Source organism: Paenibacillus ihbetae (genome assembly GCF_002741055.1).
In the GTDB taxonomy this organism is placed as follows: domain Bacteria; phylum Bacillota; class Bacilli; order Paenibacillales; family Paenibacillaceae; genus Paenibacillus_AQ; species Paenibacillus_AQ ihbetae.
The window spans coordinates 2958312-2971185 of record NZ_CP016809.1 but is presented as its reverse complement, the minus strand read 5'-3'; the positions used below and the strand labels follow the sequence as shown (position 1 = coordinate 2971185).

The 12874-nt window shown below is 53.7% G+C and carries 9 protein-coding genes; all 9 read left to right on the top strand.

The features are described 5' to 3' along the window. Positions 1-26: 26 nt before the first annotated feature. The 9 genes from BBD41_RS13210 (at position 27) to BBD41_RS13170 (ending at position 12626) form a co-directional block, all read left to right on the top strand. A complete protein-coding gene (locus tag BBD41_RS13210; protein ID WP_189636179.1) occupies positions 27-1670 on the top strand; it encodes a type 2 periplasmic-binding domain-containing protein in 1644 nt (547 codons plus the stop codon). A 129-nt stretch (positions 1671-1799) separates the two neighbouring features. Further along, positions 1800-3146 carry a glycoside hydrolase family 30 protein gene (locus BBD41_RS13205; RefSeq protein WP_077570483.1) on the top strand — a complete coding sequence of 449 codons (1347 nt, stop codon included), beginning with the start codon at positions 1800-1802 and terminating at the stop codon, positions 3144-3146. Between the two features lie 232 nt (positions 3147-3378). Beyond that, entirely contained in the window at positions 3379-5091 is a 1713-nt protein-coding gene (locus BBD41_RS13200) for a sigma-54-dependent transcriptional regulator (protein ID WP_237087072.1), read from the top strand. A gap of 304 nt (positions 5092-5395) precedes the next feature. Beyond that, complete coding sequence (locus BBD41_RS13195) at positions 5396-6382, top strand: 2-keto-3-deoxygluconate permease (RefSeq protein ID WP_040740343.1); 987 nt, start codon at positions 5396-5398, stop codon at positions 6380-6382. A gap of 13 nt (positions 6383-6395) precedes the next feature. Further along, positions 6396-7697: a four-carbon acid sugar kinase family protein gene (locus BBD41_RS13190; protein ID WP_099480606.1), complete on the top strand. Its 1302-nt coding sequence runs from the start codon at positions 6396-6398 to the stop codon at positions 7695-7697. Further along, complete coding sequence (gene pdxA, locus BBD41_RS13185) at positions 7694-8698, top strand: 4-hydroxythreonine-4-phosphate dehydrogenase PdxA (protein WP_099477870.1); 1005 nt, start codon at positions 7694-7696, stop codon at positions 8696-8698. Before BBD41_RS13190 ends, pdxA begins: the two co-directional genes overlap by 4 nt. Before the next feature lie 320 nt (positions 8699-9018). Further along, complete coding sequence (locus tag BBD41_RS13180; protein ID WP_099477869.1) at positions 9019-10197, top strand: MFS transporter; 1179 nt, start codon at positions 9019-9021, stop codon at positions 10195-10197. 298 nt (positions 10198-10495) lie between these two features. Further along, on the top strand, positions 10496-11065 hold the full coding sequence (locus BBD41_RS13175; protein ID WP_028406749.1) for an RNA polymerase sigma factor: 570 nt from the start codon (positions 10496-10498) through the stop codon (positions 11063-11065). Between the two features lie 25 nt (positions 11066-11090). Next, on the top strand, positions 11091-12626 hold the full coding sequence (locus BBD41_RS13170) for a DUF4179 domain-containing protein (RefSeq protein WP_157929299.1): 1536 nt from the start codon (positions 11091-11093) through the stop codon (positions 12624-12626). Positions 12627-12874: the final 248 nt, after the last annotated feature.

The window sequence follows — 12874 nt, the reverse complement described above, 5'->3', positions numbered from 1 at the left end:
CTTTTATTAAAAGGGAGGGTTACAGGATGTTGAAGATGGACAAATCAAAGGGCAAAACAAGATTTGCATGGGCTTCGCTCATGCTGGCGATTGTGCTGGTGGTTGCGGGCTGCGGATCGGGCGGCGACTCCGGCTCCAAGAAGGAGAACTGGATTTCGATCGAGGACCGGTACACCCCGGATCCGGAAACGCCGGCGTGGAAGCTCGATAAGAAGGAAGAGACGACGGAGCTGACCTGGTATGTGAACGCTGATTGGTGGAACACCGATTTCGGCAAGGACGTCGTCACGAAGAAAATCAAGGAAGACCTTAATATCAACATCAAGTTCATCACGGGGGACGATACGAAGCTGAATACGTTCTTTGCCGGCGGCGATATGCCGGATTTGATCACGACCTTCGACTCCAACTCGCCGGTGGTGCAGAAGGCTGCGACTTGGGCCTTGCCGCTCAATGATCTGGCCGAGAAGTACGACCCTCACTTCAACAAGGTCGCAGCCCAGGATACGCTGAACTGGTTCCAGCTGAAGGACGGCAAAACCTACGGGTATCCGAACTACTCCAACACCCAGGCGGATTATGACAGCGGTAACATTCCGGCGAAGACGGCGTTCATCATCCGCAAGGACGTGTATGAGGCGCTTGGCAAGCCGAGCATGGGTACGCCGGAAGAGTTCCGCGCAGCTTTGACTGACATCAAGCAGAAATTCCCGCAGCTGATTCCATTCGGATTTAACTCGATCGGCGAGGGAACCGGGTCACTGGGCGACGTATTGCAGGATTTCATCGGCGTGCCGCTGGAGGACGAGAACAGCGGGTTCTACAACCGCAATCTGGACGAGGACTACCTGACGTGGGTGAAGACGCTGAACACCGTTTATCGTGACGGCGCAATCAGCGACGACAGCTTTGCGGACGACGGGACGGCTTTTGAAGAGAAGGTAAAAGCGGGCAAATACGCGACGATTCTGCTCGACGGAACCCCGCAGCAGGGCGGCAATCTCCAAAGCTTCGCCAGCGCTAACCCTGGCAAGGAATACATCGCGATTGACGGGCCGCAAAGCACGGTGGGACATGCCCCGACCTTGAACCAATCCGGCATCACCGGCTGGATGATCAGCTTCATTACGAAGAGCAACGCCGACCCGGCCAAATCGATTCAGCTGTTCACGTACCTGCTCAGCGAAGAAGGCCAAATGCTGATGAACTACGGGATCGAAGGCGAAACCTATCAGGTCAACGCCGACGGCACCGTGGCATTCCTGCCGGCTGTGAAGGAGCTGCAATTGAACAATCCGGACACCTTCAAGAAGGATTACCGGATGGGCGAATTCATGTTCTTCGGCCATGACCGCCACAAGGCGCTAAGCCAAGACGCCTTCCCGGATGCGATCAAGCAGATGCAGGAATGGGGCCGGGGCAAGCTGGTGCCGCACTTTATTCTGGAGAATATCAATCCGGATCAAGGGACGCCGGAGGCTCGCGCATTGAGCGCCATTAATACGAAGTGGAACACGACGCTCGTCAGCATGATCCGTGCCAAGGACGATGGGCAATTCGAGAGCATTTTGAATGAATACAAGTCGTTCCTTGAGGGCAACAGCTGGGACAAAATCGTGGACATCCGCAACGAGAAGATGAAAGCGAATAAGGAAAAGCTTGGTCTTTAATATAGACGAAGGTCCATGCAGGGGCTGCAGAGGTTTTTCCAAGAACGGGAGAGCTTCGGCTGCTAAGCCCCTGGCATGGGCAGATCCGATGGATAGGAAACTTAGTGAGCGAACCTGGAGGGAAACAGCATGCGAAACATCACCATTTATGAGTCGAGAGGGGAAGACGAGCTATTCGTCCCGAAATCGAAGGAACAGCTATCTCCGGTACCACCGAACGAGGAGCATAGCACGATTACCGTTAACGATGAGCTTACCTATCAGGAGATGGACGGATTCGGGGCATCGTTTACGGATTCGGCCGCGTATTTGATCCATCAAGTGCTGGAGCCGGAGCAGCGTTCGGTGCTGATGAGGAGGCTGTTCGATGCGGAGGAAGGGATCGGCTTGTCGGTCCTTCGCAACCCGATGGGCGCTTCCGACTATGCCCGCGATTTCTACAGCTATGATGATATGCCGGACGGTGAAACGGACGAGGAGCTTAAGCGGTTCTCGATCGCGCACGATGAGGAGGACATCATTCCCTTGCTGCAGGAGGCGCTGCGGCTGAATCCGGATGTTAAGCTGATGGGCTCGCCTTGGAGCCCTCCCGGCTGGATGAAGACGAGCGGCTCGATGATCGGAGGGGAATTGAAGCCGGCATATTACGGGGTGTATGCAGATTATTTCGTGCGGTACATCCAGGCTTATGCGAAGAATGGCCTGCCGATTTATGCCGTAACCCCGCAGAACGAGGCATTGTATTCGCCCGTGCACTATCCGGGCATGATCATGCTGCCGGAAGCGCAGAGCGATTTTATTAAAAACCATCTCAAGCCGAAATTCGTACAGCACGGCATCAACACGAAAATATTGTGTTATGACCACAACTGGGACAAGCCGGAGTATCCGAAGGCAGTGCTAGAGCAGGCGAATGACGAGGTGGATGGCGTCGCTTGGCATTGGTATGGAGGACGGCCATCGGCGCAGACCGAGGTGTTTGAAGCTTTTCCGGGTAAAGAGGTCCATTTCACGGAAGGATCGGGCGGGGAGTGGATTCCGCCGTTCGAACCGGCCTTCTCCAATGTGATGCGGACGGGCATCGACATTCTCCGGAATTACAGCAAGTCGTTCGTGCTATGGAATATGGCGCTCGATGAGAAGAACGGGCCTACGGTCCCGGGATTCGGCAAGAGCACCTGCCGCGGTATCGTCAAGATCGATCAAGGAACCAAGGAGCTGACCTATACGCTGGATTACTACGCGCTCGCCCACTTCAGCAAATGCATTCGTCCCAAAGCGGTCCGAATCGCGTCCGAATCCAGCCATGCGTTGGTATCCAACGTTGCTTTCAAAAATACGGACGGCTCGGTGGCCGTCGTGCTGTTCAACGACGGAGAGCAGGCTGCCAATGTATCGCTCGCACTGAAGGGTATAGAGGCGTTAAGCTTCCGCATGGAAGCCAAGAGTGCCGTAACGGTACGGATTGAGGCATAATTGAACACGATAGAGGCACCCCCTGGCATGGAAGACGGCCTTGGGGGTGTTCGCTGTTCATTTTGTGCCGATGGGAAATTTTCTTACCGCTAGCGCATCTTGATCGGATCCCGTTTAATAGTCTGGTTCCCGGTCAGGTCCCTGCCCTGTGATCCCATAAAAAGTTGGTTATTTGAACCGGAACGTTTAGAATAATGAGCATAGGGTTAACCAAAGAACTTATAGGTGGAACATGATGAAGATAAAAACATTGTTTATCGCTCCTTACCCGGCCATGACCCCGCTCATCGACGAATGCCGGCAAGAGGATCCCGATCTGGACATTCATATCGAGGTGGCGAATCTTCAGGAGGCGATTCCGCTTGCGCAGGCAGGAGAGTCTCAGGGCTATGATGTGATTATCAGCCGGGGCGGCACGGCCAAGCTGATCGAGCCCGAGGTGGCGATTCCGGTCATTGACGTTCATGTATCGGGCTATGACATGCTGCGGGTGCTGACACTGGCGAATGATTTTCCAGGGAAAAAAGCGATTGTCGGTTTCTCCAACATTACCCTTGGGGCCAAAGCCATCACCGATGTGCTGGATATCGAGATCGAGGTATGCACGGTCGAGAAGGCAGGGGAGGTCGACTCGATTCTGGAGGAACTCAAAGACAAGGGCTATGAGCTGATTATGGGGGACGTCGTAACGATAGAGGCTGCCGCCAAGCACCGTCTGGAGGGCATTCTTATCCAGTCCGGGCGGGAAGCGATTTTTGAAGCGTTCCAAAGGGCGAAGTCGGTTCATCGCCTTTATCGGCGAAAGGAGTGGGAGATTTCCTTCCTCCATTCCCTGCTTGCCGAGACGGCCAACAACCTCATCGTGCTGGATCGCCAAGGCGAAGTGGTCTATCAAAACTGGATCGACTATGATTCCTGCCCTGTTCCGGTCGATGAATTAAGTGCAGGCATTCGGGAGAATCCGGATCAGACCCGTGTTCTGACGGTTCAGGAGCGCGGGCAGCGCAAGCTGAAGCAGAAGCGGATATTGAAAGACATCCAGGGGAAGCCGTACTATCTGTTCGATTTCTCCGAAATGAAGGAGAGTGCCGGACTTGAGGCCTTCCCGGTCGAGGCCGTATCCCAGCTGCCGATGATCATTGCCCGCAGCGAATCGATGGCCGGATGCCTTGCAGCAATGGAGCATCATCTCGAGAGCGACTCCTTCATCCTGATTGGGGAAACGGGTACCGGCAAGCGGCTGCTGTCACGCTACATTCACTTCAAGAAGCACGACCGCAAGGGGCTGTATGCGGCATTGACGGCGAAGCAGGCCCTGACCGAGATCGAAGGTGAAGGCTTCGACGACGATATTAAGACGCTCTATATGAACGGAATCGACATGCTTAATCCGAACGAGATTTCGAACCTTCAAGGGCTGGTGAAGGCCGAACGCAGCAGGGGACGAACCGTGATACTGGCCTTCGAGAAAGAGGATCCGGCCTATCAATCGCTCCTGTTCGATGAGCAGTCCGTTCGCGTGAATGTGCCGGCACTGCGGGAGCGCAAGGAAGATATTAAGGCGCTGGCAACCTACTATATCGCAGCCTATCACGGAACGCTGGGCACATCGCCGGTCAAGCTGAAGGACGAAGCCGCGATGATGCTGGAAGGATACAGCTGGCCGGGCAATGTGGCCGAATTAAGGACCTTGCTGAAGGACGCGGTGACGGAGGAAAAAGGCTATGTGATCGGGAGGGCGCAAATTTCGCGGCATCTTGGCAGGAAGCAAATACAGCATCCTGTAAACGCCGGTTTGCCGGCGGATTTTCTTCAAGGAACCTTGGATGAGATTGAAAAGCGGATTATTCATGCCGTCATGAAAGAAGAACATGATAATCAAACGCGCGTTGCGGAACGGCTCGGAATCAACCGCTCGACGCTGTGGCGAAAGCTGAAACAATAGTTTCAGCTTTTTTTGTTATGCGGCGGATGTTACTGCATTTCATAAAGCGGGCGAGGGATCGGTTGAGGCGGAGTGGTCAGACTAAGGGAAGGCTCAGGGTCTGGTTCCCAAGCGGCAATGTATCTTCAGTGTGGCGTTTTGGAGAAGGTAATATGGCTCCTTTGATGGAATGTTTAAAATTGCAACAATTTTTGAACAATGTGTTGCAAATTTTAAAGTAAGCATTTACAATAATCCCTGCAAGCGATTTCAATTATGAATCACTGTTTAATATTGAAACAATTATTGAAGGGGTGCTACAATAATGAAGATCAAAGCAGCTTTAGATCGAATTCCCGGAGGCATGATGGTAGTTCCGCTGCTTATTGCAGCAGTTATCAATACCTTCGCTCCGGATTTGCTTCGCATCGGTAATTTTACTGAGGCCTTGTTCGTAAACGGTTCAAGCACATTGATCGCGCTGTTCCTGCTCTGTACGGGGGCGCAGATCAACGTCAAATCGTTCGGCGTATCGGTCGGTAAAGGCGCGACGCTGCTCGTGACCAAGTGGGTAGTAGGGGCGGCATTCGGCTTGATCGCTTATGCATTTGCCGGCGAGAACGGATTGTGGCTCGGCCTGGCGCCGATTGCGGTCATCGCGGCGATGACCAATAGTAACGGGGGCTTGTTCGTGGCGTTGGTCGGCCAGTACGGCAGCAAAGAGGACCGCGCGGCCTATTCTTTGCTGGCATTGAATGACGGTCCGTTCCTGACCATGGTGGCCTTGTCGATCTTCGGTGCGATGGGATTCGTCGACGGCATGTTCTCGTTCGTCTCGTTCATCTCGGTGCTGCTGCCGATTCTTGTCGGTATGGTGCTGGGCAACCTGGACGAAGACATGCGCAAGTTTCTGGATAAAGGAAGCTCTATGCTGATTCCGTTCTTTGCGTTCTCGCTCGGTATGGGCATCGATTTCGGCGCGATCGTGGAAGGCGGATTGTCCGGCATCATTCTTGGACTTTTGACGGTATTTGTTACAGGTACTGCAGGTTACTTTGTATTTAAAGCGATGAAGTGGAATCCGATTGTCGGAGCGGCTGAAGGCTCGACTGCAGGCAACGCGGTGGCGACTCCTGCTGCCATTGCTGCCGCCAATGCATCCTTCGCGGCCTTTACCGATATTGCAACCGTGCAGGTGGCGGCCTCTGTAGTAACGACGGCCATCCTGCTTCCGATCTATGTCGGCTTCCTGGTCAAACGGATGGAGAAGAAGGGATATTCATTTGAGCGGGAAGCGGAAACCGAAGTTTAAAGGTGTGATAAATGTGATCAATCAAATGGGAATTATCGCTGACGATCTGACGGGGGCGAACGATTCAGGCGTGCAATTGGCGAAGAAGGGCCTCGCCTCAACCGTTATACTGGACTATCGTCAGAGCGGTGAGGCTGCGCCTGCCGATGTACTGATCGTGGATACCGACAGCCGGGCGAAGCAAGGTGCCGAAGCTTATGAAGCGGCTTATGGGGCAGCCCATTATTTGAAACGGCATGGCTACGGGCATATTTATAAAAAGGTGGACTCGACACTTCGGGGCAACATGGCGGAGGAGCTGAAGGCGGTGGAGCAGGTGTTCCGCCCGGATCTGATGTTGATTGCTCCGGCTTTTCCCAAGATGAACCGGGTAACCGTCTGCGGTTATCACTATGTGAACGGCTCGCTTATCACGGATACGGAATTTGCCAAGGACCCTAAGACGCCTGTTAAGGAAAGCTTTATTCCAGGGCTTCTCCAGGCAGGAGCCGGCCGTGAAGTAGGGCTGATCGATACGAGCCTGCTGCGGGGGCCCGCGGATGAGCTTACGGCATATGTGAACCAAGCGATATCGCGCGGGCAGACATGGCTGGTCTGCGACAGTGAGTCCGAGCAGGATCTGCAGACCATCGCGGCCTTCTTCTCGAATTGGGATCGATCGATCGTCTGGGCCGGTTCGGCCGGGCTGATCGAATACCTGCCGGAGGCTTTGGCTTTGAAGCCGTCAGGTAGCGGGGAGGAGGCTGAGGCGCTGGCGGGCAAAACGCTGGTTGTCTCCGGCAGCCTGTCCCGAACCACGCGGCAGCAGCTGACAAAGGTCGGCGAGATGGCTGAAGCCTGCATGCTGGAAGTGGATCCGGTCGACTTGGTCCGAGGCGATACAGATGCCGCTCGGTATGTTCAAGCATTGGAAAAGAACTCGGACAAGCCTTATGCTGTATTGTATGTGGACGGTTCCGAGCACAATCGCATCGCTGCGAAAGCAGCGGGAAATCAGCTCGGGCTGTCCTTGACGGAAGTAAGCGAAGCGATCTCTCGGGGACTCGGGCATATTACGCGGGAGATTTTGCAGGCATTTGGGGATATTGAGGGGCTGGTACTGACGGGCGGAGATACGGCGAAGGCGGTCTGCCAGGAGCTGGGGATCGGCGAAATGCAGCTCCATTCGGAGGCGGAGCCCGGACTCCCGTTCGGTAAGCTTCACGGCAACGGCCGCAGCTATTGGGCCATTACGAAGGCCGGAGGCTTTGGCCGTGACGAGTCGCTCGTTGATGCGTTGCAGTATATGACCACAAAGAAAAGGGTGAGAGTATGAGTGAGCGCAAACCGATAATCGGCATCACGATGGGCGATGCCGCTGGCGTCGGACCGGAAATTATTCTGAAGAGCCTCAAGCATGAGGAGATGTACGAGATCAGCAGACCGTTCGTCATCGGGGACCGGAAGATCCTGGAGCGTGCGAAGACGTTCGTAAACAGCGACCTTGCCATCGAGAGCATTGCTGCGGACGAGCTGGAGCGGGCCGATTACCGTCTGGGCACGGTATACGTGCTGGATCTGGACTTGCTGCCGGGCGATCTGCCGGTCGGTCAAGTGTCGGCCGAGGCTGGACATGCCGCGTTTAAATATTTGGAAAGAGCCATAGAGCTGGCGAAGGAAAATCGCATTCAAGCAATTTGCACGGCTCCGCTGAATAAGGAGGCTCTCCACAAGGGCGGGCACAAATACCCGGGTCATACGGAGATTTTGGCAGACTTGACGGGAACGCAGGACTTCTCCATGATGCTGTCCGCGCCGAACCTGAAGGTCATCCATGTGACGACCCACGTCGGACTGATCGATGCCGTGAAGATGATCACGCCGGAGCGGGTATATCATGTGATCAGGCTGGCGCATGAGACGCTGCGGAAGGCGGGGATCGATGCGCCGAAGATTGCCGTGTGCGGGATTAATCCTCATGCGGGAGAGAACGGCCTCTTCGGATATGGGGAAGAAGAGGAGAAGGTCATTCCGGCTGTTGAGAAAGCCCAGGCGGAAGGCATTGAGGTTGTGGGCCCGCTGCCGGCGGATACGCTCTTCTTCCGGACGGTTCGCGGCGACTTCGATATCGTCGTGGCCATGTATCACGATCAGGGACACGGACCAGTCAAAGTGCTGGGCCTGGATGCGGGCGTCAACATTACGGTCGGGCTGCCGATCATCCGCACCAGCGTTGACCACGGCACGGCATTCGATATTGCCGGAACGGGCATCGCGGATGAGAAGAGCTTGATGGAAGCGATCCGCCAAGGGGCCGAGCTGGCGCCGAAGGCTTAACCAGTCCGAGTGTAAGTATCAACAAAATGATGCAGTCCTTTCTTGCCGGATGGCAGAGGGGGCTGCTTTTTTCATGTAGATGACTACCCCGAGCGTTAGCGCCAGGAAAGAAGGATTTCCGGGGACACACAATATCCGTTATAATGGCGTTAACGAAAGAGGCAAGCGAGCATAATGTAAGCAAGTTTATCAAGCGAAGAGGAGGCCGCTGAATGAATCAAGCCCGACCGCCTTGCTAATCCCTCGCCGTACTTCGTTCACGGGGGCCCCCCTCTATAACCGGATCTGAAATAGACAATCCGATAAGAGAGGGAACCGATATGAACCATTCGATAAATATAAATGTGTGGAAGCTGCTGGCGATCCGCTTCTTCTATAGTCTCATTCCCGCGTATGTCATCGAACGATTGTACTGGGAAGATCGAGGCATGACGATTCCGATGGTCGTGTATGCGGAGATTATTTATGCCGTTACAATCGTGCTGCTGGAAGTGCCTAGCGGCATGATGGCCGACCGCTGGGGGCGGAAAACCATGATGCTGGTCTCCGCGCTTATGGGCTGCGCGGAGTTTCTGCTGCTCCTGTTCGCCGAGGCATTTTGGCATTTCGCGCTCGTTGTCGTTGTGGCGGCAATTGGCGGTGCGGCCAGCAGCGGGGCCGAGCAGGCGCTGCTGTATGAGTCGCTGCGCGAGCGAGGGCGGGAGCGCTCCTTCGAGAAGTGGCTCGGCCGTTTGAATGCGGTGGATATAGCGTCAACGGTGCTGGCGGCGCTGTGCGGCAGTCTGCTGGCAAGCCGTCTGCCTTACGAGTTCAACTATGCGCTGTCGCTAATCAGCATGCTGGTCTGCCTCGGTTTGACCTTGACGCTAACGGAAGCGGGGACGGTTGGGGACGGGGAGGACCGTCCGATTCCGATCCGCACGTACCTTACCGCATCATGGAGACTGTTCAGGGAGAACCGGGGGCTGCTGCTGGTAATGCTGTCCGGGATGGTCACAGGGGCAGCCGTCAATTTCATAGATGAGTTCTGGCAGACATATTTGGAGCGTGTGGAGGTTCCCGTGCTGTATTTCGGCCTGTTCTCCGCAGGGATCTTTCTGCTCAGACTTCCGGGAAACTTGCTGGCATTTGCCCTGAAAGAGCGGTTCAGCTACAGGCCGCTCTTAACCCTGGTTATCGGCGTGCTGGCTGCCTGCTTCTTCTGGCTCGCCGCCATGCGGGATAGCCGCTCGATAGCGGCATTGTTCGTCATATCCCTGTTCGCCGGGCTCGTCGAGCCATTAGCCGCAGGATATCTCCAACACCGGGCAGACTCCCGAATGCGGGCGACGATGGGGTCATTCCAGTCGCTGGGGGAGAAGGCGGTGCTCATCGCGATCGGCTTAGGCTTCGGATACTTCTCATCGAAATTCGATGTTTTCGGCGGATATGGCTTTATTGCCGTCATCTGCGCCGTGTATGCGTTGTATTTTCTAACCGCTTCGCGAGAAGCCGTTTAAACAATGCCTTGGTGCTGCAAGCTTCCCCTTAACATCGACAGCCTCAGATTGATTCAGGTGCTATTAGACCGCGCAGATTCCTGGATGTATTTCCGTGTACGGGTGGTGGCGAGCACCTGCCCCAGCGCCGATGGCGATCCAAGCGACAACCTGTACAATCTTCAGACATTCTATGTTTTTAACAAAGACCTCGCAAGATCATCTTGCGGGTTTTTTGTTTTGGGGTGAGAAATTCATCCACCGTTTACGTCTATAGAGTACAGACCATGCATGGGCTCTGAAAGTTAGGAGGAATAACATGACTCAACCGCCGCAGGATGCGGAACTGATAGAACGGATTATCAACGGGGACAAGCAGCTGTTCGCTGTGTTGGTTGACCGGTATAAGAACAAAATATACGGAATTTTCTACGGAATGGGCGCCAGCCATCAGGATGCGCAGGACTTGGCCCAGGAGACCTTTATTCGGATATACCGCAACTTGCCAAGCCATCGCCAAGGCAGCAGCTTTTTCTCATGGATGTATACCATCGCCGTGAATTTGATGAGAGACCACCAGCGGAAAAAGAAGCCCGTTCTGACGTCAGATACGCCTGAAGCCGTATCGCCTGACGAAAAAACGCCCGAGCAGCAATTGCTGCACCAGGAGATGAAACGGGAAATCCACCAACAATTAGATGAGCTCCCTGAGCAATATCGTCTTGTCCTCCTGCTGAAATATACCAATGAGTTAAGCTATGAGGAAATAGCGGACATTGCCAATATGAGCACCTCTCAAGTGAAAAATGCCTTATACCGCGGCAAGAAAATGCTAAAAGCAAGAATCGAGCGCAAAGGAGGGATCCTGCTTGAAGCTAAAATCAAATGAGGAAGATCCAATGTGGGAGCATATGTTGTTCAGCCAGGGCACCGATACCGATTTCACACAAAAGGTCATGCAAAGCTTAGAAGAGGTCGAGATGGATTACAGCAAACAGGGAAGTCATCAACGTTGGAAACGAGCCAAGCAGAGAAGACGGATGATCACCGCTGCCGCAGCAGTCTCGCTGATTGTGATGGGCAGTTCCCTGCTGGCCTGGAAGCAGCCTGACCTGATACGCCAGGTCTCGAGCATCTTTAGCCTGCAACCGCAGACTATAGAAGAAAGTTTGCCTCCGGAATTAAAAGCTTGGACAGAAATGAGCGACTTGAGCTGGCTTGAAGATTATAAAAAATCCAAGCCGCTTGGCCTGGTGCAAACGCCTAAGATCAAGGTAGAAGACAAAGGCTACAGTTTTGAAATTGTGAATGTCATGGTGGACAGCTCCCGAATTGTCATTACCGCCAAACAGACTGGACCTGATGGCAAAGAGCTGCAGAGTCCCTTGGAAGACGGCGGCCTGCAGGTGACCGATCTTGAAGGCAATGTGATCGCTTCGCTCGCAAGAGGAATTAATATGATGGACGGTCTGGAGGAATATGTGTTTATTTTTGATCAAACCGTACCTGACCGGATTCTCGTAACGGGAAATCCCGAATACATCAGAGAGTCAGTGGACAATCAGGAGACGGGGCGTTTTGAGCGCAAGCAAGTCGAGGTCGATTGGGACTTCCGATTTCAGATTGATATGAAAAAAGCCAAGCAATTCGAACACCGGGATATACTGGATGCGAAGTATACAACCCCGGAGGGGCTTGTGGTCAGTATGGAACAGATGATCCGTACCCCGAACGGCATTCGTTTGGATATGGGCTTTAAGCTAAAGGATATGCTTGCCAGCAAGGCAACTGCCGACTGGGGAGACGATCTCCACATTTGGTACCATCTTGAAACGGATCAACCGCAGAAGATATTGCGCTTTGGGGATGGGATCGGAAGACACTCTGTCAAAATCCAGGGGCTGCCCACTGTCAATGAGGACAACGGCACATTACCTTGGTCTGAAACATGGTATACAGGCACTGTTCCGCCCGAGACCAAGAATATACGATTCGTATTGGACGGATACAGCCTGCCTGTTAAGGACGAAGCTGCTGTTCACATCAATATGGAAAAGCTGGAACAAACCCCCGTTGTCTTCGAACATGAGGGAGACCAAATTACGATCACGGGCTCGAGTATGGAGAAGGATGCGGTGAAATCCAACGGCAACGTTCTGCGGCTTCATGCCAAAGGCCGTTATACAAATAACGTCACTAGAGACCAATGGATCGCTTTGGACAGCAATGGTGAAGAATATCCGGTTGAAATTGAGGGATCCGGCAGCGCGAACGAGGACGGAACAGCAGAGTGGATAATGGATTTTGTCGTAGCAGGAGTGGACCCTAACTTATCTGAATTGACCTTAAAGCGTACGGTGGTAGACAAAAGATTCACCGACGTGAATTGGGCCGTCGATCTCCCTTCCTACACAAGCTTGCCGTGGGAAAGTCTTGCGGAAAATAAATAAACTGCACCCCATCAAGTAGACAATTCAAAAATAAAATTATCAATTAAGCGGCCTTGGTCCTGGAATTCCATCGGATTAAGGCTGTTTAATTTTGCTTGCTTTACTGCATGGAGCTTAAGATCAGCACTAATAAAAATCTCCCCCTACGGCATCCAGGCTTTTGTTATTTCACCTGTCTGCCGTAAGGGGAGCATATCAAACGGGGGTGCCCTGCTATTTTAAAATTTACCCGAGCGAAGGAGGCTTCA